Origin of the sequence: Dyella sp. (assembly GCF_051954575.1) — a bacterium.
In the GTDB taxonomy this organism is placed as follows: domain Bacteria; phylum Pseudomonadota; class Gammaproteobacteria; order Xanthomonadales; family Rhodanobacteraceae; genus Dyella_B.
Genome location: NZ_JBQCHP010000041.1, coordinates 65,888 through 88,877, shown reverse-complemented (window position 1 = coordinate 88,877; position 22,990 = coordinate 65,888). Strand labels below are relative to the sequence as shown.

Annotated in this window: 20 protein-coding genes; 12 read left to right on the top strand and 8 right to left on the bottom strand. The window is 64.0% G+C overall.

The window, feature by feature from the left end; translation table 11 throughout:
• Positions 1-324 precede the first annotated feature (324 nt).
• Together ACTHNE_RS06165 and ACTHNE_RS06160 are read left to right on the top strand one after the other, a co-directional pair.
• Positions 325-579 (top strand): acyl carrier protein, encoded by a 255-nt coding sequence (locus tag ACTHNE_RS06165; protein WP_324943818.1) that lies wholly within the window; start codon positions 325-327, stop codon positions 577-579.
• Between the two features lies 1 nt (position 580).
• Entirely contained in the window at positions 581-1,795 is a 1,215-nt protein-coding gene (locus tag ACTHNE_RS06160; protein ID WP_324943815.1) for a beta-ketoacyl-[acyl-carrier-protein] synthase family protein, read from the top strand.
• A gap of 74 nt (positions 1,796-1,869) precedes the next feature.
• On the opposite strand, the gene ACTHNE_RS06155 is transcribed toward ACTHNE_RS06160, so the two are convergent.
• Positions 1,870-2,358 (bottom strand): NUDIX hydrolase, encoded by a 489-nt coding sequence (locus tag ACTHNE_RS06155; protein ID WP_440268779.1) that lies wholly within the window; start codon positions 2,356-2,358, stop codon positions 1,870-1,872.
• Positions 2,359-2,460: 102 nt separating this feature from the next.
• On the opposite strand from ACTHNE_RS06155, the gene ACTHNE_RS06150 reads away from it, so the two are divergent.
• A complete protein-coding gene (locus tag ACTHNE_RS06150; RefSeq protein ID WP_324943809.1) occupies positions 2,461-3,273 on the top strand; it encodes a phosphodiester glycosidase family protein in 813 nt (270 codons plus the stop codon).
• Complete coding sequence (locus ACTHNE_RS06145; RefSeq protein ID WP_440268778.1) at positions 3,270-5,684, top strand: penicillin acylase family protein; 2,415 nt, start codon at positions 3,270-3,272, stop codon at positions 5,682-5,684. Before ACTHNE_RS06150 ends, ACTHNE_RS06145 begins: the two co-directional genes overlap by 4 nt.
• 78 nt (positions 5,685-5,762) lie before the next feature.
• Here ACTHNE_RS06145 and dapE read toward each other — a convergent pair whose 3' ends face one another.
• The 6 genes from dapE to map all read right to left on the bottom strand — a co-directional run bounded on the left by dapE (position 5,763) and on the right by map (position 12,378).
• Positions 5,763-6,923 carry a succinyl-diaminopimelate desuccinylase gene (gene dapE, locus ACTHNE_RS06140; protein WP_440268777.1) on the bottom strand — a complete coding sequence of 387 codons (1,161 nt, stop codon included), beginning with the start codon at positions 6,921-6,923 and terminating at the stop codon, positions 5,763-5,765.
• A 5-nt stretch (positions 6,924-6,928) separates the two neighbouring features.
• Complete coding sequence (locus ACTHNE_RS06135; protein ID WP_324943800.1) at positions 6,929-7,288, bottom strand: arsenate reductase; 360 nt, start codon at positions 7,286-7,288, stop codon at positions 6,929-6,931.
• A gap of 1 nt (position 7,289) precedes the next feature.
• Positions 7,290-8,117 carry a 2,3,4,5-tetrahydropyridine-2,6-dicarboxylate N-succinyltransferase gene (gene dapD / locus ACTHNE_RS06130; RefSeq protein ID WP_324943797.1) on the bottom strand — a complete coding sequence of 276 codons (828 nt, stop codon included), beginning with the start codon at positions 8,115-8,117 and terminating at the stop codon, positions 7,290-7,292.
• An 89-nt stretch (positions 8,118-8,206) separates the two neighbouring features.
• Positions 8,207-8,677 (bottom strand): PepSY domain-containing protein, encoded by a 471-nt coding sequence (locus ACTHNE_RS06125; RefSeq protein WP_440268776.1) that lies wholly within the window; start codon positions 8,675-8,677, stop codon positions 8,207-8,209.
• Between the two features lie 169 nt (positions 8,678-8,846).
• A complete protein-coding gene (gene glnD, locus ACTHNE_RS06120; protein ID WP_324943791.1) occupies positions 8,847-11,495 on the bottom strand; it encodes a [protein-PII] uridylyltransferase in 2,649 nt (882 codons plus the stop codon).
• A gap of 118 nt (positions 11,496-11,613) precedes the next feature.
• A complete protein-coding gene (map, locus tag ACTHNE_RS06115; RefSeq protein ID WP_324943786.1) occupies positions 11,614-12,378 on the bottom strand; it encodes a type I methionyl aminopeptidase in 765 nt (254 codons plus the stop codon).
• 313 nt (positions 12,379-12,691) lie between these two features.
• Between map and rpsB the strand changes: the two genes are divergently transcribed.
• Both rpsB and tsf read left to right on the top strand, forming a co-directional pair.
• Positions 12,692-13,588 carry a 30S ribosomal protein S2 gene (gene rpsB / locus ACTHNE_RS06110; RefSeq protein ID WP_440268775.1) on the top strand — a complete coding sequence of 299 codons (897 nt, stop codon included), beginning with the start codon at positions 12,692-12,694 and terminating at the stop codon, positions 13,586-13,588.
• 63 nt (positions 13,589-13,651) lie between these two features.
• Positions 13,652-14,533, top strand: coding sequence for a translation elongation factor Ts (tsf, locus tag ACTHNE_RS06105; protein ID WP_324939129.1), 882 nt, complete (start codon positions 13,652-13,654; stop codon positions 14,531-14,533).
• Positions 14,534-14,662: 129 nt separating this feature from the next.
• On the opposite strand, the gene ACTHNE_RS06100 is transcribed toward tsf, so the two are convergent.
• A complete protein-coding gene (locus ACTHNE_RS06100) occupies positions 14,663-15,055 on the bottom strand; it encodes a VOC family protein (protein ID WP_324939126.1) in 393 nt (130 codons plus the stop codon).
• A 235-nt stretch (positions 15,056-15,290) separates the two neighbouring features.
• Here ACTHNE_RS06100 and pyrH point away from each other — a divergent pair, with 235 nt between their 5' ends.
• The 6 genes from pyrH to bamA all read left to right on the top strand — a co-directional run bounded on the left by pyrH (position 15,291) and on the right by bamA (position 22,856).
• Positions 15,291-16,013 carry a UMP kinase gene (gene pyrH, locus ACTHNE_RS06095; protein WP_440268774.1) on the top strand — a complete coding sequence of 241 codons (723 nt, stop codon included), beginning with the start codon at positions 15,291-15,293 and terminating at the stop codon, positions 16,011-16,013.
• A 135-nt stretch (positions 16,014-16,148) separates the two neighbouring features.
• Complete coding sequence (gene frr, locus ACTHNE_RS06090) at positions 16,149-16,706, top strand: ribosome recycling factor (protein WP_440268773.1); 558 nt, start codon at positions 16,149-16,151, stop codon at positions 16,704-16,706.
• A gap of 261 nt (positions 16,707-16,967) precedes the next feature.
• Positions 16,968-17,714 (top strand): polyprenyl diphosphate synthase, encoded by a 747-nt coding sequence (gene uppS / locus ACTHNE_RS06085; protein ID WP_440268772.1) that lies wholly within the window; start codon positions 16,968-16,970, stop codon positions 17,712-17,714.
• A 187-nt stretch (positions 17,715-17,901) separates the two neighbouring features.
• Positions 17,902-18,729, top strand: coding sequence for a phosphatidate cytidylyltransferase (locus tag ACTHNE_RS06080; protein WP_440268771.1), 828 nt, complete (start codon positions 17,902-17,904; stop codon positions 18,727-18,729).
• A 154-nt stretch (positions 18,730-18,883) separates the two neighbouring features.
• Positions 18,884-20,233: an RIP metalloprotease RseP gene (gene rseP / locus ACTHNE_RS06075; protein WP_440268770.1), complete on the top strand. Its 1,350-nt coding sequence runs from the start codon at positions 18,884-18,886 to the stop codon at positions 20,231-20,233.
• 178 nt (positions 20,234-20,411) lie between these two features.
• On the top strand, positions 20,412-22,856 hold the full coding sequence (bamA, locus tag ACTHNE_RS06070; RefSeq protein WP_440268769.1) for an outer membrane protein assembly factor BamA: 2,445 nt from the start codon (positions 20,412-20,414) through the stop codon (positions 22,854-22,856).
• Positions 22,857-22,990 lie beyond the last annotated feature (134 nt).

The following is a 22,990-nucleotide window of genomic DNA, read 5'->3' as shown; positions in this document are numbered from 1 at the left end:
TGCGCGCCTCGCTGCACCCCAGCGTCTCGACGATGCGCCAGTCTGCCTTCGCCACTGGAGCACAGCGAGGCGCGCATACCGTGTGGTGACGGGTACGTGGAATAGGTCAGAGCATCCCGAGGTCATCGCGGGCGATTGATTTGGCGGGCGGGGCCATTCAAGAACTGCAAGGTTCAGCTATCGCACGCGACGATGTATCGCGCCCCCGGCAAAGCGCGGTGAACGAACGAGCCGGGGAACCTGAAAAATTACGCTTCCCGCTCATATGGACAATGCACGCGCGCTTCGTCACGCTTGGAGCAGGGGATCAACGGGGACGTTTTCATGAGCCAAGTGCAACAAGAAGTTTTCGAGATCATCAGCAAGCAGGCGAAGATCGATATAGGCACCATCAAGCTCGAGTCCACGCTCAAGGATCTGGGCATCGCTTCGCTGGACGCGATCGAAGTGATTTTCGACATCGAAGAACATTTCAACATCAACCTGCCCAACGACGACGTCAATTTCGAGAGCGGTACCGTCGGCGACCTGATCGGTGCCGTGGAGCGCCAGCTCGCGCAGAAACCCGCCGACAGCTGATATGCGCCGTATCGTGATCACCGGCATGGGTGGCATCTGCGCGCTCGGCCACAACGTTCCGGATATCTGGCAGGCGATGACCGAGGGCCGCAGCGGCATCGCGCCCTTGCAGCATTTCGACGCCAGCCTGATGCGCGGGAATCCGGTCGGCGCGGAAATCGCCGATTTCGAACCGCTGGCGTTTATCGAGGAAGCGAAATTGCCGTTCCTCGATCCGCTGAGCCAGTACGCGCTGGTTGCCGCAGGCGAGGCGATCCGGCAGGCCGGCCTGGACTTTCGCAACGAGCGCACCGCGCGCACCGCCGTGGTGGTCGGCACCGGCGCGGCCGGCGAAGAAACGCGTGACGGTTTGTACCGCAAGCTTTACGCGGAGAAATCCGGCCGTTTTCACCCGCTGGGCATCGTGCGCATCATGAGCAGCGCGCCCTGCAGCCATATCAGCATGGCGCACGGCATCACCGGCCCTACCTTCACCGTAGCCAGCGCGTGCGCGTCGTCCAATCATGCCTTTGCACAGGCCGCAATGATGATACGCGCCGGCCTGGTCGATACCGCCGTGGTCGGCGGCACCGAAGCATGCATTACTCCCGGCGTGATGCAGGCCTGGGAAGCAATGCGCGTACTGGCGCCCGACACCTGCCGTCCGTTCAGCGCCAACCGTCGCGGCTTGGTGCTGGGTGAAGGCGCGGCAATGTTCGTGCTGGAGACCCTGGAAAGCGCGCAGGCGCGCGGCGCGACCATCCTGGCGGAATTGGCCGGCGCGGGCATGAGCGCGGACGCCGGCGACATCGCCGCGCCTTCGGACGTCGGCGCAGCAGCGGCCATGCAGGCCGCGTTGAACGATGCCGGCATGCAGCCGGGCGAGATCGACTACATCAACGCGCACGGCACCGGCACTGCAGCCAACGATTCGACCGAAACGCGCGCCATTCACACGGTGTTCGGCGAGCATGCGCACCGTCTTGCAGTGACATCGACCAAGCCGATGCATGGCCATGCGCTCGGCGCGGCCGGCGCATTGGAAATGCTCGCGGTAATCGGCGCGCTGCGCCACGGCATCGTGCCGCCCACCCTCAACTACGTTGCGCCCGATCCCGCCTGCGATCTGGATTACGTGCCGCATGAAGCACGCGCCATGAACGTGCGCGCGGCGCTGAGCAATTCGTTTGCATTCGGGGGATTGAATGCAGTCGTCGTGGTGCGCCAGGCATCGTAGGTTGGGGTGCAAACCCCAACGTCGCCGTGTTTGTAGATGGCCGTGTTGAGGTTCGCACCCCAACCTACAAGCGATCACAGCCGCGTAAACGACCACGACTGCATGCGCCCATCCTTGTAGGGCATCACGCCGTGGAACGGACGCGGGTCGCGGTCGAACACCAGCGGCAGGAAGTGGCGGTCGCCTTCCCACATCGGCAGGTCCATCAAGTGGTCCAGCTCGACCCATTCCAGCGTGCCTTCGGGGTTGGACGTGTACGGCTCGCCGCTGAAGCTGTCGATGACGAAGATGAAACCCAACCAGTCTTCGCCCCGCTTGCCGAAGCCGGGCCAGTTGAGCGTGCCGCGCAGGTGCATGGTTTCGCACTCGATGCCGGCTTCTTCATGGATCTCCCGGCGCATGCAGGCGGCGATGTCCTCGCCAGGCTCCATCTTGCCGCCCAGGCCGTTGTACTTGCCCAGGTGCTGGTCGTCGGGCCGCGCATTGCGGTGGATCATCAACACCTTGCGCCGATCCGGCGAGAGCACGTAACCGAGCGTGGCGACGATGGGCGTGTAGGGCATGGGCATCCCTTGCGGGTACTGAAGTCTCAAAGCTGAAGTTTACGCGCGGAACCGGCGTCGATGCTCTTGCATCCATCGCGCTGGTGCGGCGACCATCCCCGGATGCGCTCGTCCGCCCCTTCTCAACGGTTGCGTCGCAGCCTGCTGCATCGCCTGCCCGCCCTGTTGGCGGCGCTGGCATGCCTGGCTGCCTGCAGCAGCCAGGTACAGCCGATGGAGAGCCGCGAAGTGAATTTCCAGGGCCAGGATTTCACTGTGGTGAGCCTTGACCTCCATCGCGAAGCACTGACGCTGCATTGGAAAAATCCCGATACCGGCGAGCCGTTCGGCGATATCCAGAGCCTGCGCGAATGGGGCGCGGCCAACGGCAAGCGGCTGATGTTCGCCGCCAATGCCGGCATCTACGACCAGTCGAACGCACCGCTGGGCCTGTACGTGGAACACGGCAAGACACTGGTGCCGCTGAACCTGTTTCGCGGCAATCCGGCGGCGGGCAATTTCTCGATCCGCCCCAACGGCGTGTTCGCCATTTATCCGGACGGCCATGCCGCGGTGCGCACCAGCACTGATTTCAAGACGGACGGCAAACCGGCGGACTGGGCCACGCAATCGGGGCCGATGCTGGTGATCGACGGCAAGATCAACGAGCAGTTCGTGCATGATTCGGCCAGCACCAAGTGGCGCAGCGGCGTGTGCGCGCGCACGCCGCACCAGGTGGTGTTTGCGGTGAGCGATACGCCGGTCAATTTCCACACTTTCGCGCAGTTGTTCCGCGACCAGCTCGGCTGCCGCGACGCGCTCTATCTCGACGGCAGCATTTCGCAGTTCTACATCGACGGCACCGGCTACGCCGGCGCTCCCACCTTCATGGTCAAGCCCTACGCGGGCATCTTTGCGGTGTTTGCCGATCAATGACAACGAAACCTCGGGTACGTTGGTTCCGCGCACTTCTCATCTTCCTGCTGTTCGTGGTGCTGGCGCTGATCGCCGGCGCTTGGTGGCTGCTCGCCGGCAGCCGCGCGCAACTGGATGGCCATCGCCAGGTGCCTGGCGTGCAGCACGCAGTGACCATCACGCGCGATGCCCTGGGCACGGCCACCTTCACCGGCCAATCGCGCGACGACATCAGCTATGCGCTCGGCTACGTGCACGCGCAGGAACGCTTCTTTCCGATGGACCTGATGCGCCGCGTGGCGGCGGGCGAGCTGTCGGAACTGGTGGGTGCGGCGGCGCTGGATACCGATATCAAGCATCGCCGCCATCGCCTGCGCGCCGTGACCGAGGCCGCCTATGCGGCGCTTTCGCCCGAGCAGAAGCACACGCTGGATAGTTATCGCGACGGTGTCAACGCGGGCCTGGCCAACCTGCGCGAGAAACCGTGGGAATACCTGCTGCTCGGCACCAAGCCGCAACCGTGGCGTTCGGAAGATTCGATGCTGGTGATCGCGGCGATGTATCTGGACTTGAACGACGACGGCCTCAACCAACGCGAGCTGCACATCGCGCAGATGCGCGCAGCGCTGCCCGAGCCGCTGGTGAATTTCCTGATCTCGCCCGATCCGAACTGGGAAGCGCCGTTGAAAGATGGCACCTCGCCATCGCCGGTGATACCCGGCGCGGATGTTTTCGACCTGCGCCGTGCACACGCGCCAAGCGGCGGCGCGCCGTTGGCCGCTGCGTCCATTCCGTCGGTGGACCGCGCCTATCCCGGCAGCAACAGCTTTGCCGTGGCGGGCAGCATTTCGCGCACGGGCGCGGCGATTCTCGCCAATGACATGCACCTGGGCCTGCGCGTGCCGGACATCTGGTTCCGCGCGCGCCTGCGTTATCCCGATCCGTCCGCGCCGAAGGGACAGCGCGATGTCGTCGGCGTCACCCTGCCCGGCACGCCGGCGCTGGTGGTGGGCTCGAATGGGCAGGTCGCCTGGGGTTTCACCAATAGCTATGGCGACTGGCAGGATTGGGTACGTGTGCAACACGATCCGCACGATGCGAACCGCTACAAAGTGCCGGATGGCTGGGCGACGATCGAATCGCATGACGAGATCATCCGCGTCAAAGGCGCCGCACCTTATACCTTGCGCGTGGAAGACACGCGCTGGGGACCCATCCTCAACAAGGACACCGACGGCACGCCGCTCGCGCTGGCATGGATCGGCGATCTGCCGCGCGCCTACAACGTGGCGCTGATGCAGCTCGAACACGCCGGCAGCGCATCGGCCGCGCTGGATCTGGCGCCGAGCTTCGGCATGCCGCCGCAGAATTTCCTGGTCGCCGACAGCGCCGGCCATATCGGCTGGACCATTGCCGGCAACAGCATTCCGCTGCGCACCGGCTTCGATCCGCAGCGTCCGGCCGACTGGTCGCAGGCGAATACCGGCTGGACCGGCTGGGCCATGCCTTCGCAATACCCGCGCATCGAAAATCCCGCCGACGGACGCTTGTGGACGGCCAACAACCGCACGGTGGGCACCGACGAACTGGCCTTGCTCGGCGAAGGCGGGCACGACATCGGCGCACGCGCGCAGCAGATTCGTGACGACCTGCGCGCACGCGCCGATTTCGGTCCAGGCAATCTGCTGGACATCCAGCTGGATGATCACGCCCTGTTCCTTTCCCGCTGGCAGCAACTGCTGCAGGCCACGCTGGCGAACGTGCAGGATCCTTCGCTCAATCAGCTGCGCCAGCTCACCGCCGCGTGGCGCAACCAGGCCGCGCCGGACAGCGTGGATTACCGCCTGGTGCACGCCTTCCGCGACGAGGTGCACAAGCTGGTGCTGGCGCCATTCGCCGCGCAGATCCAGCAGCGTTTTGAGGATTTCGAATGGCCCGGCCCAGGCAACCAGGAAGCGGCGGTATGGATGTTGATCCAGCAACAACCGCCGCATCTGCTCGATCCGGCTTATCGCGATTGGCACGCGTTGTTGCTGCAGGCGGCGCGCGATGTCGCCGATAGCCTGGGCAAGCAACCAGGTGGTTTGGGTGCGCGGACGTGGGGTGAAGTGAATCGCGCTGGCGTGCGTCATCCGCTTTCGCGCGCCCTGCCCGGCTTCGTCGGCCATTGGCTCGACATGCCGGACGAACCGCTGCCCGGCGATCACAACATGCCGCGCGTGGCCTCGCCGGGGTTCGGCGCGTCCGAGCGCATCGATGTGTCACCCGGTCACGAAGACGAAGGCATTCTGGAAATGCCCGGTGGGCAAAGTGACAACCCGCTGTCGCCGTTCTATGGCGCCGGTCACGAGGATTGGGTGCGCGGAAAGCCTACGCCGCTGATGCCGGGTGAGGATCGGCATACGTTGGTGTTGGAGCCTGCGTCACGTTGAACGGGACGGCATAGGTTGGGGTGCGAACCCCAACGTCGGGATGTATGCGTGCATGGTGATGTTGGGGTTTGCACCCCATCAGCAACACGACTTCAACAGCATCCGCTCGCAGATCGCCTGATACAACTCCGGCAAGCGCTCCAGTTCCGCCACGTCGATGCATTCATCCACCTTGTGGATGGTGGCGTTGACCGGCCCGAGCTCCACCACTTCCGCACCCATCGGCGCGATGAAACGGCCATCGGACGTGCCGCCGCCGGTGCTCTGTTCCGGTTCGGTGCCGCATAGCTCGCGACATACGGAGACCACCGTGCTGCGCAGGCGTCCGCCGGAGGGACACAGGAAGGGTTCGCCGGAGAGCGTCCATTCCAGCGAGTAATCCAGGTCGTGCTTGGCGAGGATCGCCTCGGTGCGCTTGCGCAGGTTCTCCGCCGTGCTGGCGGTGCTGTAGCGGAAATTGATCAGCGCGGTGAGCGAGCCGGGAATGACGTTGGTCGCGCCGGTGCCGGCGTTGAGATTGGAAACCTGGAACGAGGTTGGCGGAAAATCCGCGTTGCCTTCGTCCCAGCGTTCTGCCGCCAGTTCGGCCAGCGCCGGCGCAAATGCATGAATCGGGTTCAATGCCTTTTCCGGATACGCCACGTGCCCTTGCACGCCGCGCACCGTCAACGTGCCCGAGAGCGAACCGCGCCGCCCGACGCGGATCAGGTCACCCAGCTTTTCCTTGGACGAAGGCTCGCCCACCACGCACCAGTCGATATGGTCGCCGATCTCGCGCAGATAACTGGCGATGCGTCGCACGCCATCGAGATTGGTCGGGCCTTCCTCGTCGCTGGTCAGCAGCAAGCCCACGCGGCCCGGATGATCCGGATGCAGGGATACGAAGCGTTCCAGCGCTATCGTCATCGCCGCCACTGCGCCTTTCATGTCCGCTGCGCCACGGCCGTATAGACGGCCATCGCGCACGCTCGGTTCGAACGGCGGACTCTGCCAGTTTTCTTCCGGACCGCTCGGCACGACGTCGGTATGGCCCAGAAACACCAATAGCGGCCCCTGCCCCGGCGCATTGTCCGCACCATGCGTGGCCCAGAAGTTATCCGTCTCGCCATAGCGCAGGTGCTCGATACGAAAACCCAGGCGGGTCAACCGTGCGCCGATTTCCGGCAGGCAACCGGCATCTTCCGGCGTGATCGAACGGCGGCGAATGAGATCGACAGCAAGATCCAACACCTCTGACATGATGTTTAACGCCCGAACAGTTTCTTGAAGCCGTTATCGGTGAATCCCACGCTGACTGCGCCATCGGCCTGCACGACGACCGGGCGGCGGACCAGTGCGGGGTATTCTTTCAGCAGCAATGTCCATTCCGGGTCAGTGCCGGGGTTCTTGCGCTGCGGCAGCAAGTTGCGCCAGGTGGTGCTGGACTTGTTGACCAGCTTCTCCCAGCCACCGAGTTGCTGCGCCCAGGCCTTGAGCGTGGTTGGCGGCACCGGATGGGCGCGATAGTCGACGAACTCGTGCGCCACCTCGAAGCGGGCAAGCCAGTTGCGCGCTTTTTTGCAGGTATCGCAGTTGGGCAGGCCGTAGAGAGTGATCGCGCTCATGTCATTCGCCGCTGCGCAGAAGTTCGTTGATGCCGGTCTTGCTGCGGGTTTTTTCGTCCACCTGCTTGACGATGATGGCCGCGTACAAACTGTGGCTGCCGTCCTTCGCCGGCAGGTTGCCGGCCACCACCACGCTGCCCGCAGGTACGCGGCCATAACTGACTTCACCTGTTGCGCGGTTGTAGATGCGCGTGGACTGGCCGAGGAATACACCCATGCCGATCACGCTGCCGCGTTCCACCACCACGCCTTCGACCACTTCGGAACGCGCGCCGATAAAGCAGTTGTCCTCGATGATGGTGGGATTGGCCTGCAACGGCTCCAGCACACCCCCGATGCCGACGCCGCCGGACAAGTGCACGCCCGCGCCGATCTGCGCGCAGGAACCGACCGTCGCCCAGGTATCGACCATGGTGCCGGCGCCGACGTAGGCGCCGATGTTCACGTAGCTCGGCATCAGCACGGCATCTTTGGCGATGTGCGCGCCACGACGTACCAATGCGCCGGGTACCACGCGCGCGCCAAGCGTTTCCAGCGATGCATCGTCGCCGTGCGCGAAACGCAGCGGCACTTTGTCGAACGCGAGCGCCGGGCCGCCATCCACCACGCGGTTGCCGTTGATGCGGAAATACAGCAGCACCGCTTTCTTCAACCATTGATTGACCGTCCAGCCGCCCTTCCCGTCCGGCGCGGCCACGCGCTGCTCGCCCGATTCGAGCAGATTCATGACCTGGGTCAGCGCGGGACGCAGGTGGGTTTCGACCTCGGCCTGGGTGAGGTCGTTGCGGCGCTCGAAGGCGTCGTTGATCAGGGTTTCGATGGACTGCATGGGGAAAGGCTCGTATTCGGATCAGGGGAAGATAGCGCACTGGCCGCGCCTTGCCCAAATGACAAAGCGTGCCGCTCTTCATGTCCGCCTCAAATCAAGGCAAGCACGACCGGCACCACCGTTCCCAGGATCAAAAGCGCGCTTATAAGCAGGTGTTTGCGCGTATAGCGATAGGCCATGTACAGGCCGAGCAAGGTCGATACGAACAGCCCGAAGGAAACGAAGGCGGAGAAAATTTTCAACGGCAGTGGATGCCTGACGGATGCAGAGGGCAGATCCGGCTTCATCGGTGAGGGGGTATTGGCCAGGCTCGATGAAGGGGCGGTTTCCGTCGGCCGCAGTTTGCGCACCGGCATCACATCGGTCTGTTTCTTGTGCAACTGGCCGGCAATCGCCAACCATGCGGGCGGTTTGTAGTCGCTGCTGCGCGAGGCTTCATGCAGGCCGAAGACCTGCAAACCGCCGGTGAATGCGAAGAACAACACGGCCGGCGCAATGAACACGCCGATGTACAGGTGAAGTTGTCGAGCAAGCTTGAGAAAGGTATGAGATGCGGACATGGAAGCACAGCCTTACGCGGCCTGTTTCGGCCAAAGAATAAAAGGATTGGGTGATGGCAGGCTGCCGATGCAGCCGTGGCGGGAAATCATTCCCAGCCAAGGCGCGTGAATCATTCGCTTTCACGCTCCTTGCGAGCTTGCCTAGCCATGGGTAAGGACGATGCCTGGGCTATGCGGACAAGCTCTGTGGTCCGATCCGCTCCGCCAAAGCCTGCCACAAACGCTGTTGCTGTGTCTCGCTCAGCGGCGCATTGCGGCGATCGGTGAGCTGGAAGAAATCTTCCACGCGCTCGCCGAAGGTGGCAATGCGCGCATCGTGCACGCGCACTTCGCAGGCCATCAGCACTTGCGTGACGGCGGCGAGCAGGCCGGGACGGTCGCTGCACACCAGCGCCATCTGCGTGCGTCCGTCCGACTGCTTGAAGTCGATGCGCGGGGTCATCTGGAAATGCTTCAGGTGCCGCGACATGCTGCGCCGTGGCGGCATGATCGGCGCCGACTGCGACAAGGCGCGATGCAGGCGCTGCTGCAGTTCCTCCGCGCGTTCGTGGCTGGCCGGCTTCTGGTTTTCCGCTTCCAGCAGCAGGAAGGTATCCATCGCCTTGCCGTCCGGCGAACTCAACACACGCGCTTCCATCACCGAGAAATGCAGGCGATCGAGCATGGCGGTGACGTTGGCGAACAGGCCGTCGCGATCGGGCGCGTAGACGAACAGCTCGGTGCTGCCGCGTATCGACAGCGGGTTGACCGCGATCAACGGCAGCTTGCCCTGGCCGTGCAGGATCTGCGAAGTCTGCCAGGCGATCTGCTCCGGCCGATGGCGCAGGAAGCTCACCATCGGGAAGCTGTCCCATAGCTGCGCCACCGCCGTCGCATCGTTGCCCTCGGCAGTGAGCAAGGCCATCGCCTGTTCGCGGCATGCTTGCGCACGCGCGGCGGCGCCAGGCGATGGCTTGGCTTCGCGCCGCAAGGCGTAGCGGGTAGCCGTATAAAGATCGGCCAGCAGGCGATCTTTCCACGCATTCCACAGGCGCGGGCTGGTGCCGATGATGTCGGCGATGGTCAGGAGATAAAGCTGCCCGAGTCGTTCGCGTCCGCCGACGATGTCGGCAAAGCGGTGCACGACGTCGGGGTCGGTGATGTCCTGACGCTGCGCGGTGGTGCTCATCAACAGATGCCAGCGCACCAGCCAGGCCACGCGTTCGATGTCCTCGTCCGGCAGGCTGAGTTTTTTGCCGAAGGCGCGCGCATCTTCTTCGCCGAGCACGGAATGGTCGCCGCCGCGGCCCTTGGCGATATCGTGGAACAGCGCGGCCAGCAGCAATACTTCCGGCTTCGGCAAGGTGGACCATACTTCGCAGGCCAGCGGAAATTCCGCCTGCGTGGAAGGATCGGCAAAACGCGCGACGTTGCGCAGCACGCGCAGCGTGTGTTCGTCCACGGTGTAGACGTGGAACAGGTCGTACTGCATGCGTCCGAACACCTTGCCGAACGCCGGCAGGATCGCCGCGAGCAGGCCATGGCGATTCATCCGCCACAGCGCGTCAACCGCCGGCGCACCATGCCGCAACAATTGCAGGAACGAGGCCAGCACCTGCGAATCGTCTGCCAACTGCGTACTCATCGCCGCGGTGGCCTGGTGCACGCGGCGCATGGTGTCGGCGGTGAAGCCGATCACACCCTGCTGGTCCAGACGCGCAATGAAGATGTCGACCAGGGCAGCCGGACGATGGGTGAACAGGTCCGGATCGCGCACGGCGATGCGCGCGCCATAACGCACGAAATCCTCGCCGACCGGCTGCGCGTCGCTCGGCGGCTCCAGCATTTCCACGAAGCGTTCGGCGATCTGCCAGCCCAGCCGTTCCACCTGGCTGGCGGCGCGGTAGTAGCCCTGCATGAATTGCTCGACGCCGAGATTTTTTTCGTGCTCGTCTTCGAAGCCAAGCCGTGCGGCAAGCGCGCGCTGATAGTCGAACAACAGGCGTTCTTCCGGACGGCCCGCTTCCAGATGCAAGGCGAAGCGATAACGGCGCAGCGTCGCCTCGGCCTGCAGCAAGGTGTCGCATTCGGCCGGATCGAGCAGCCCTTCGGCCTCCATGTCCGGAAAATCCGGCGCATGCGCCAGACGCTTGCCGAGCCAGCGCAGCGAATCGAGCGTGCGCAACCCACCCGGGCCGTCCTTGAGATTGGGCTCGAGGTTGTAGGCGGTGTCGTCGAAACGCTTGAAGCGCGCATCGCGCTCGGCCAGGCGCGCCTGCAGGTAGGGGCGCGGCGGCCACATGTCGGGCGCTTCGACGATGCTGCGCAGGCTTTCATCCAGCGAGGGATCGCCAGCCAATCGCCGCGCATCGAGCAGGCTGGTGAACACGCTCGCATCTGACGCCGCCAGCGTGCGGCATTGTTCCGGATCGCGCACCGCATGGCCGACTTTCAGGCCGATGTCCCAGAAGGTGGCGAAGCATTGCTCCAGCGCGCGCAGGCGCGATGAATCGGCATGCTGCACCAAGGCCAGCAAGTCGATATCCGAATACGGAAACAACAGCCCGCGCCCGAAGCCGCCGATGGCGAACAGCGCCGCGTCGGTGACCTCGCCCAGGCAGGCCATCCATACGTGCGCCACGATGCGCGTCACCGAATCGCCGCGCCGGCGCGCAAGATCAGTGGCGTCGGCGCCATCGCGAAACGCCAGCTCGATGGCGCGGTTGAGATCGCCCAGCAGTTGGCGCAGCGCGATGCGCGCTTCGCTGGAGACGCCAGAGCGCGGAATGGCGACCGGAAGGCGCGGCAGCGGCGGCAGGGGCACGGCGGATGGGGTCATGGGTGTTTGGTTCAAGTCCGCGTTCGGGGCTTTCTTCCGACGTAGGTTGGAGTGCGAACCCCAACATCATCACCCACATCGACATGACATGTTGGGGTTTGCACCCCAACTTATGGCTTCACGCATCCGGCCAGGGCGTGAGGATCTCGAACCCGTCATCGGTCACCGCAATGGTGTGCTCCCACTGCGCCGACAGCGAGTGATCCTTGGTGACCACGGTCCAGCCGTCCGGCAGCTGCTTGGTCTGCGGCTTGCCGGCGTTGATCATCGGCTCGACCGTGAAGGTCATGCCCTTCTGCAGCACCACGCCGGTGCCGGGCTTGCCGTAATGCAGTACCTGCGGTTCGTCGTGATAGACCTTGCCGATGCCGTGGCCGCAGTACTCGCGCACCACCGAGAAACCCGCCGCCTCGGCGTGCTTCTGGATCGCATGGCCGACGTCGCCGAGCGTGGCGCCGGGGCGCACCGCCTCGATGCCGCGCATCATCGCTTCATAGGTGGTATCCACCAGGCGTTTGGCCAGCACGCCGGGGTTGCCGACGAAGTACATGCGGCTGGTGTCGCCGTGCCAGCCGTCCTTGATGACGGTGACGTCCAGATTGATGATGTCGCCGTCTTTCAGCACCTTGCCCGGGCTGGGGATGCCGTGGCAGATCACGTGGTTGACCGAGGTGCACAGGGTCTTGGGAAAGCCGTGGTAGCCCACGTTGGCCGGAATCGCCTTCTGCACCTTCACGATGTGCTCATAGGCGATGCGGTCGAGGTCCTCGGTGGTCACCCCGGGCTTGACGTATTCCTTGAGCATGGCCAGCACTTCGGCGGCCAGACGGCCGGCAGTGCGCATGCTATCGAGGTCTTGAGCGGTTTTGAGGGTAATAGCCATAGCTGTTCGTGAATATGGCGGCGAGACGGGCAAAAGCCAGCCCAACTTGCCGCGAAGCGGTGGTCCCGGCTACAATTTCCGGGTTTTGCAGACCGCTTCCGGCCATTTGATGGCCCGCACGGCGCAAAGCGAAGCGGGATTGTAACCGTGCTGCGGTACAACCCCAACCAATGCCACACACGTATCGGCACCGTCTTCGGGGTGCCGTAGCCGCCCCTCTCCAAGCCATGGGAACGCTACGGTCGAAGCCGGGGATACGTGGAGGTCCCAACCCCCGGGCCACCTTAAAAAGGCCCACTGCAGGAGTACTACCATGGCTCAAGTCACCATGCGTCAGATGCTGGAAGCTGGCGTGCATTTCGGTCACCAGACCCGCTACTGGAACCCGAAGATGGCTCCGTACATCTTTGGCGCCCGCGGCAAGATCCACATCATCAACCTCGAAAAGACGCTGCCGCTGTTCACCGACGCGATGCATTTCCTGTCGGGCCTGGCGCAGAAGCGCGGCACCGTGCTGTTCGTGGGCACCAAGCGTTCCGCCCGTGAGCCATTGGCCGAAGAAGCCGCGCGCGCCGGCATGCCCTTCGTCACCGCCCGCTGGCTCGGCGGCATGCTGACCAACTTCCGCACCGTGAAGCAGTCGGTCGCCCGCCTGAAGGAACTGGAAGCGGCCGAAACCGACGGCAGCTTCGACAAGCTGGTCAAGCACGAAGTGCTGGCTCGCCGCCGCGAACGCGCCAAGCTGGAAAATTCGCTCGGCGGCATCAAGAACATGAACCGCCTGCCCGACGCGCTGTTCGTGATCGACATCGGCCACGAAAACATCGCCGTGCAGGAAGCCAAGAAGCTCGGCATCCCGGTGATCGCCGTGGTCGACACCAACTACAACCCCGAATTGGTGGATTACCCCATCCCGGGCAACGATGACGCCATCCGCGCCATCCAGCTGTACGCCCGTGCCGCCGCCGACTCGATCCTGGAAGGCAAGGCTGCCGCACCGGCCGCCGCCCAGGGCGACGCCAACGAGTTCGTCGAGCTGGACGAGGAAGGCAACCCGGTCGCCAAGGACGAGGATGAGCGCCGCGCCGCTGCGCCGCGTCGCAATCCGCCGGCCAAGAAGGGCGCCGGCCGTGGCGATCGCGACGGTGGCCGTGGCAACCGCGGCGGTCGTGGCGGTCGCGCACAGCACGACACCGCCGACGCCGAATAAGTCTCACCCCGCGCCAGGCGGTCGGCACGATCGCCTGGCGCCCCCAAGTTTTCCGAGGATCCCATGAGCACTATTTCCGCCCAACTGGTCAAGGAACTCCGCGAGCGTTCCGGCGCCGGCATGATGGAATGCAAGAAGGCGCTGGTCGAGAACAATGGCGACATCGAAGTGGCCATGGAATGGCTGCGCAAGTCGGGTCTGGCCAAGGCCGACAAGAAGGCCGGCCGCGTGGCCGCCGAAGGCCGTATCGTGGCCGCCCAGGCCAACGGCAACGCCGTGCTGGTCGAAGTGAACTGCGAAACCGACTTCGTCACCAAGAACCCCGACTTCGTGAAGTTCAGCGACAGCGTCGCCGAGATCGCGTTGAAGTCCGGCGCCGAAGACGCCGAGGCCCTGAAGGCGGCCGCCTATCCGGGCGGCGGCACGGTCGAGGAAGCCTCCAAGACGCTGATCGCCACCATCGGCGAGAACATCCAGGTGCGTCGCATGGCGCGCGTGGCCAATGACGGCGTCATCGCCAGCTACCTGCACGGCGGCCGCATCGGCGTGCTGGTAGCGCTCAAGGGCGGTTCCGAAGAGCTGGCCAAGGGTGTCGCCATGCACGTTGCGGCGATGAATCCGCAGTTCGTGCGCGCCGAGGACGTACCGGCCGATTTCCTGACCAAGGAAAAGGAAATCGCGCTGAGCCAGATGTCCGACAAGGAAAAGAACAAGCCGGCCGACATTCTGGAAAAGATCGTCAGCGGCAAGGTCGCCAAGATCATTTCCGAAGTCACCCTGCTCGGCCAGCCTTACGTGCTGGATACCAACGTCACCGTCGCCGACGCACTGAAGAAGGAAGGCGCCGATGTGGTGTCGGTGGTGCGCCTGGCCGTTGGCGAAGGCATCGAGAAGGTGGAAGAGGATTTCGCCGCCGAAGTGATGAAGCAGGCAGGCCTGGCGTAAACCGCTGCGCTTTGTTTGTACGAAAGGCCGCGGGAAACCGCGGCCTTTTTTTGTTTTACACGTAGGCCGGATGCAATCCCAGCATCACGATGTATAGCTGCACAGCAAAGCCGGGATTGCATCCTAAGCCTACGTGCGCGGCTGCAACAAATCCCATTTGTTGCCATACAGATCCTCGAACACCGCCACCGTGCCGTACGGTTCCTCGCGCGGCCATTCAAGAAAACGCACGCCGCGCGAACGCATCGCTTCGTAGCGCGCGTAGAAGTCATCGACGTGCAGGAACAGGAATACGCGCCCGGCGCCCTGCTCGCCCACATGAACATCCTGTTCGGCCGTGCTCGCCTGTGCCAGCAACAGGCGCGTCTCGCGCGAACCGGGTGGCGCCAACAGCACCCAGCGCTTGCCACCGCCGAGCGGGGTGTCTTCGATCAGCTCGAAATCCAGGCAACGGGTGTAGAACGCGATCGCCTCGTCGTAGTCACGCACCAGCAGTGCAATGGCGGCGATGGTGTGCTGCATGACGGGCTCCGGCTGTGATTGCGTGGTGAAGCACAGGGATCAAGCATAAACGCACGATGCGCTGACGTCTGCCGCGCGCTCCGCTACAATGCGGTCGTTTTGCGCGTGGCATCGGAAAAACGCGCGCCTGCCTCACGGCGCGTCGACGTGCCGCCTGCAAGTTGTCATGCCAGATCGGCGTCCGGAAACGTCTCGCAGCCGTTGCCGGTGTTCCACATATCCACCCGGAGTTCTCATGAGCGACCAGCTAAAGTATCGACGCATCCTGCTCAAACTCTCCGGTGAAGCGCTGATGGGCGACGCCGACTACGGCATCGACCCAAAGATGATCGGCCGCCTCGCCGATGAAATCATCGAAGTGCAGAAGGCCGGCGTACAGATCGGCGTGGTGATCGGCGGCGGCAACATCTTCCGCGGCGCAGGCCTGGCCGCGGCCGGCATGGACCGCGTCACCGGCGACCACATGGGCATGCTGGCCACGGTGATGAATGCGCTGGCCATGCAGGATGCCATCGAAAAGCGCGGCGGCTTCGCCCGCGTGATGAGCGCGATCCAGATCCATGACGTCGCCGAGGATTTCATCCGACGCCGCGCGATCCGTCACATCGAAAAAGGCCGTATTGCGCTGTTCGCCGCCGGCACCGGCAATCCGTTCTTCACCACCGATTCGGCCGCCGCGCTGCGGGCGATCGAAGTGAGCGCGGACCTCCTGCTCAAGGCCACCAAGGTCGACGGCGTGTACAGCGCGGACCCGGCCAAGCACCGCGATGCCACGCGCTTCGAGAAGCTCACCTACGACCAGGTGATCGAGCGCAAGCTGGCGGTGATGGATACCGCCGCCATCGCCCTGTGCCGCGACCAGCGCATGCCGCTGCGCATCTACGACATGACGGTGCCGGGCAACCTGATGCGCATCATGCGCGGCGAGACGATCGGCACGCTGGTCGACGCCAGCTGACCCACGCTATCCACGAAGGCGCGGAACGCATTCGACGCTGCCCTGAACCCGGGTTGCCGTCCTGGCCGACCGCCCCTCATCCTCTCTTAACCCCCTGCTATACTTGCCGGCTTGCACGCCAACGGGTGATTCCACATGCTCAACGACATTAAACGCGATGCGCAGACCCGCATGGGCAAGAGCATCGATGCCCTCAAGCATGACCTGTCGCGCCTGCGCACCGGCCGCGCCAGCACGTCGCTGGTCGACGGCATCAAGGTGCCCTACTACGGCTCCGACATGCCGTTGAACCAGGTGGCATCGGTCGCCCTCGCCGACGGCCGCTCGATCGTGATCACCCCGTTCGAGAAGAGCATGGTCGGCCCGGTCGAAAAAGCCCTGCTGGCATCCGACCTCGGCATCACGCCGACCACGGCCGGTACGGTCATCCGCCTGAACATGCCGCCGCTCACCGAGGAACGTCGCCGCGAGCTGGCCAAGCATGTGTCGCACGAAGGCGAGAACGCGAAGATCGCCATCCGCAACGTGCGCCGCGACGCGCTGCAGCATGTGAAGGATCTGCTCAAGGAAAAGAAGATCACCGAGGACGACGAGCGCAAGGCGGACGACGAGATCCAGAAGCTCACCGACCAGTTCGTCAAGGAAGTCGACAAGCTGGCCAAGGCGAAAGAAGAAGAGCTGATGTCCATGTAAGGCCATTGGCGTACGGGAACCGAACACCGGCACCTGGCATTGACGCCATCAGACGGAGGCAAAGAAGGGTGAGGGGTCCATCTTGCACAACCGCCGCCCCCTTCGGGGTTCCGGGCCTGTTCGCCGCGTGAACCCCGCTTCCGCCATCATTCTCGCGGCCGCGAGGCAGGAAGGTGCCGGCCTATGGCCTTTTCCTGACGCGTGCGTTTTTGGCAAATGCCTCGATGAAGCAGGTGTTTCCGCTCCAGTTACTCTCCATCCATGACCACGACTACGCACAACTACGTACCGCGCCATATAGGCATCGTGATGGATGGCAATGGCCGCTGGGCGAAAGCCCGCCACCGCCCGCGCAGCTTCGGCCACAACGCCGGGCGCAAGGCGGTGCGCGAAGTAGTGGAAGGCTGCATCCGCCACGGCGTGGAAGCGCTGACCCTGTTCGCTTTCTCCAGCGAGAACTGGCAGCGCCCGCCGGACGAGGTCGGCGCCCTGCTGGACCTGTTCATGCGCGCGCTGGACAAGGAAGTGGACGAACTGCACGAGAACAACGTGCGCCTGCGCTTCATCGGCGACTTGTCCGCCTTCGATAACACCCTGCACAAGCGCATGCTCGATGCGGCCAAGCGCACCGCAGAGAACACCAAACTGCAATTGAACATCGCCGTGAACTACGGTGGCCGCTGGGACATCGTGCAGGCTGCGCGCAAGGCGGCCATGGCAGTGGCGCGCGGCGATCTTGCGGTCGAGGCCATCGACGAAGCGGCGTTCGATCGCTGGACCAGCCTGGGCGAGGCGCCACCGCTGGACCTGTTCATTCGCACGGGTGGCGACCACCGCATCAGCAATTTCTTGCTGTGGCAGCTAGCCTATGCGGAACTGTACTTCACCGAGACGCTATGGCCGGACTTCAACCAGGCCTCGCTGCAATTAGCCATCAACGACTTTGCCCGTCGCGAACGACGTTTCGGCCGCACCGGCGACCAGGTCGCCCAGGCGGCGGCCCGTTGAGCCGGCAGGCGGTGGCGCCGGCATCCGGCCGTTCGTTCCGTGCGGTCACGCCCAACCTGCGCACGCATGCCGACATGCGACCGAACAAGGACCTCGCCGGAATGCGAACCGCCCCTTCCCTGCTTGCCTTCCGCGCCATCGGCGCGCGGCCTGCGCCGTCGCCGTGACCAGGCTCTAGAGAACGTCCATGCTGCGACAGCGCATCATCACTGCCCTGCTTCTTGCGCCCCTGGCGATCCTGCTGATCCTGCTGCTGCCGACCAGCGTGTTCGCCGGCCTGCTCGCCATCGCGTTCCTGGCCGCCGCGTGGGAATGGACGCGGCTGGCCGGCATGCGCAGCCGCATCGCGCGCGGTGTGGCGCTGGGCGTTGTGATGATCGCCTTCGTCGCGCTGTGGTCGCTGCGCGATCTGGCCTGGCTATGGCCGGCGCTGATCGTCGCTGGCGTGGCCTGGTGGGTGCTGGTGTGCGTGTGGCTGCGCCACTTCGCCTTCGCCGCCGCGCCGACTACCGAGAACCGCAACCTGAAACTCCTGGCCGGCGCGTTCGTGGTGTTGCCGGCCTGGGTCGCCGGCATAAGCATCCATGGCAGCCCGTCGCACGGCCACATCTGGGCGTTCCTGGCCATGCTGCTGGTGTGGGCGGCCGATACCGGCGCCTATTTCGCCGGCAGCTACTTCGGCAAGGGCAAGCGCAAGCTGGCCCCGCAGATCAGCCCCGGCAAGACCTGGGTCGGGGTCTATGGCGCCTTCGCCACCAGCGCGCTGGTGGCCGCGGTGGCCGGCTGGCTGCTGGGTGTGCGCGACCTGCGCCTTCTCGGCCTGATCGTGGTCACCATCCTGACAGTGGCAAGCTCCATCGTCGGCGACCTGCTGGAAAGCCTGATGAAGCGCCACGCCAACGTGAAGGACTCCGGCGCACTGTTTCCGGGCCATGGCGGCCTGCTCGACCGCCTGGACAGCGTGTTCGCCGCCCTGCCGTTGTTTGCCTTGGGGAAATTGCTGCTGGGGCTTTGAGCGCGCGGCCTTCACAAATGGAACTGCCGCCGCGCAGTGCGGTCGATATCCCAACCCCGAGCGTACGCCCCCGCGCCGCCTGTCAGCGTTTGCGGCGGGTACTTCGCAACGCTTGCTGATAAGCTTTGAGTTCCCAAGAGACGTACCTGCTTTGATGAATCCCTTCCTCGGCTCCGTATTCTGGCTGCTCGTCACGCTCGGCGTGCTGGTTACCTTTCACGAATTCGGACACTACTGGGTGGCGCGCCGCTGCGGGGTGAAGGTCCTGCGCTTCTCGGTCGGCTTCGGCAATGCCATCTGGAAGCGCATCGGCCGCGACGGCACCGAATACCAGATCGCCGCCATTCCGCTGGGCGGCTACGTAAAAATGCTGGACGCGCGCGAGGGCGAGGTCGACCCGGCGCTGCGCGACCAGGAATTCACCGCGCAGCCGATCTGGAAACGCATCGCCATCGTGGCCGCCGGCCCGGGCTTCAATATCATCTTCACCATCTTCGCGTTCTGGCTGATGTTCGTGCTGGGGCGAGCCGACTATGCCCCGGTCGTTACCGCCGCGCCGCAAAGCCTGGCCGCGCAGGCGGGCATCCATGCGGGCGACCGGCTGCTTACCGTGGGCGGCACACCGGTGACCACCTGGAGCGGCTCGTACGACATCATCGGCAATGCACTGTTGAGCCGCGCACCACTCGCCGTGACCGTCCGTGGATCGGACGGTACGGAGCGCTCGCTGGTGCTGCCGCTCAACCGCCTGCCGGCCGGCGAAGATCTTAAGCAATACGCAGACAAGCTCGGGCTGGAACCCGCCCCCCCGCCCCCCATCGCAGCAACTGTCACGCCCGGTGATCCAGCCGCTGAAGCAGGTTTGCAGGCAGGAGATCGCATACTGCGCATCAACGGCAACAGCGTAAAGACCTTCGACGACATCGGTACGCAGGTCAAGGCCGCCGCTGCCAAATCTCCCAAGCTGTCAATGGACATCGAACGCAACGGCAAGACGATGACTTTCCTGGTATCGGCGCGCATGAAGTCAGAACAAGGGTTGCCGCCACAGTGGCTCATCGGCATAAGTCACCCGGCCGCTGAAATCGCCGTCCAGCATTACAGTCCGGCGAAGGCGCTGGCCGAATCGCTTGCCGTGACCTGGCAGCGCACCACCGACACCTTCACCATGGTCAGCAAGATGATCACCGGCGAAGCGTCGACCAAGAACCTGTCCGGTGTGATCGGTATTGCCCAGGCAGCGAATGCCTATGCCCAGGCAGGACTGGATCGCTTCCTGGAGTTCCTCGGCCTGGTGTCGCTCAGCCTGGCGATCATCAACCTGCTACCCATCCCGGTCTTGGATGGCGGCCATCTGCTGTATTACCTTATCGAGCTGATCAAAGGCAGCCCGGTCAGCGAGCGCACCATGGTCGCGGGCCAGTACGTGGGCATCGCCTTGCTGTTCACGCTGATGGGGTTGGCGTTCTACAACGACATCCACCGCATCATCCTGCCCTCGTGAGACGGATGCGCGCCGCTGGCAACCTCCGGTTGAACGCTGGCCGCGATCGTCCTGTCGCACGGGGAACCTAAGTGTCATGCGCGGAACAACGCGAAGCCGGGATGATGCCGGCTTTGGAAAAAAAATGCCGCGGGGCTGCCAATGGCGGCCCCGTCCGAATAACACAACGGAATCGACGATGAAGCGTATCGCCGCCCTGATCCTGCTTGCCTCCCTCTCTACGAGTGCGTTCGCACTCGAGCCATTCGTCGTTTCCGATATCCGTATCGAAGGACTCAACCGCATCTCCGCCGGCACGGTATTCAACTACCTGCAGATCAACAAAGGTGACCGCCTCACCACCGAAGAAGCCCAGCAGGCGATCCGCGCCCTGTACGGCACCAAGTTCTTCAGCGACGTGGAACTGCAACGCGACGGCGGCATCCTGGTGATCAAGGTGACCGAGCGTCCCTCCATCGCCAAGCTCAGCATCCGCGGCAACAGCGACATCAAGACCGATGATCTCAAGAAAGGCCTGAAGGAAATCGGCCTGTCCGAAGGCGAAACCTTCGACCGCCTCGCGCTGGACCGCGTGCAGCAGGAACTGATCCGCCAGTACTACAACCGCGGCAAGTACAACGTGTCGGTGTCGCCGCACGTGACCACGCTGGACCGCAACCGCGTATCGATCGACATCGAAATCCGCGAAGGCAAGGTCGCCAAGGTGAAGGAAGTGAACATCGTCGGCAACACGGCGTTCACCGACAAAGAGATCGAAAGCAATTTCGAGACCGGCACCACCAACCTGCTTTCGTGGTACTCCAAGAACGACCAGTACTCGCAGGACAAGCTCTCCGGCGACCTGAAGAAACTGCAGTCCTACTACATGGACCGCGGCTACGCCGACTTCGGCATCGACTCCACCCAGGTGACGATCGCGCCGGACAAGCGCGCGATGTACATCGCCGCCGACGTGGTGCAAGGCGACATCTACCACATCTCCGGCACGCACCTGCTCGGCCAGCTGATCCTTCCGGAAGAAACGCTGCGCAAGCTGGTGTTCGTGAAGGACGGCGATCTCTTCAACCGCCGCGCCATCGAAGCGACCTCCGACTCGATCAAGGCGCTGCTGGCCAACATCGGCTACGCGTTCGCCAAGGTGAACTCGGTGCCCAAGCTGGACAAGCCGAACAAGACCGTCGATGTGACCTGGTACATCCAGCCGGGTCCGCGCGTGTACGTGCGCCGCGTGATCTTCCAGGGCAACACCCGCACCGAAGACGACGTGCTGCGCCGTGAAATGCGCCAGCTCGAAGGCTCGTGGTATTCGCAGGCGGCGATCGACCGCTCGAAGATCCGCCTGCAGCAGCTGGGCTACTTCAAGACCGTCACCATCGACAAGCAGACGGTGCCCGGCAGCGATGACGAAGTCGACCTGACGGCGAAAGTGGAAGAACAATCCGCCGGCAGCCTCACCTTCGGCGTGGGTTATTCGCAGTACTCCGGCATCATCCTGTCGGCCTCGGTGTCGCAGAACAATTTCCTGGGTACCGGCGACCGCTTCAGCATCGGCGCGCAGCGCAGCGACTACCTCACCTCGATCAATGCGGGCTACTACAACCCGTACCTGACCGACAACGGCATCGGCATCGGCTACAACGCCACCTTCTCCAAGGCCGACTACAGCAGCCTGGGCAGCCAGTACGCCAGCTATTCGAACAGCACCAAGTCGTTCTCGACCACGCTGGGCGTTCCGATCACCGACTTCGACCGCTTGAGCGCCAGCCTCGGCATCGGGAGCACCAAGATCAACACCTACGAGGGCTATACGCCGCAGGTGCTGATCGACTACATCAACGCACTCGGCCACCAGACCATCCATACCTGGACCGGCTCGCTGAGCTGGGTGCACGACACGCGCAACTCGTACTGGGCTCCGACCCACGGCGGCCAGCTCACCGCCGGCGTGAACGTGGCGCTGCCCGGCTCCACCGTGCAGTACTGGACCTTGAACGCCGAGGCCAACCACTACTGGCCGCTGTGGAAAGGCTTCGTGTTGTACCTGGACGGCAAGGTCGGCTACGGCGATACCTACGGCACCCAGAAATTCAAGAACACCACCTCCGACTACGACGCGTCCGATCCGAAGAACGTGATCGGCTACAAGGCCGGCGACAAGGTCACCTTCCCGTTCTGGATGAACTTCTACGCCGGCGGCGTAACCGACCTGCGCGGCTTCCAGGACAACACGCTCGGCCCGCGCGCGTGCGCAGGCTTCGACACCAGCACCGGCAAGCCGATCCAGCCGGCCACCAACGGCTACTGCCAAGGCAGCGCCTATACCTACGCGCAGCCGATCGGCGGTGCGTTCAAGGTGCTGGGCACGGCGGAACTGTACCTGCCGCTGCCGTTCCTGAAGGACATCAACACCGCACGCGTGTCGCTGTTCATGGACGTCGGCCAGGCGTACAGGGACGTGCAGAGCTTCAGCGCCAGCCAGCTCGATGCATCGGCCGGTGTCTCGCTGCACTGGCAGGCGCCGATCGGCCCGCTGATCATCAGCCTCGGCTTCCCGTTCCGCACGCAGCCGGCGGATCGCCAGTACGAAGAACGCATCCAGTTCACCTTCGGCAGCCAGTTCTAATTGCCGCTTGCTTGGATCACGAAGGCCGCGTGTCCGCACGACACGCGGCCTTCGTCGTTTCTTGAGGTCGACAGCGGTTGCAAAACATCCCGCTTCTGCACGAATCTCCTTTTCTTCGAAACAGGGGAAGACCA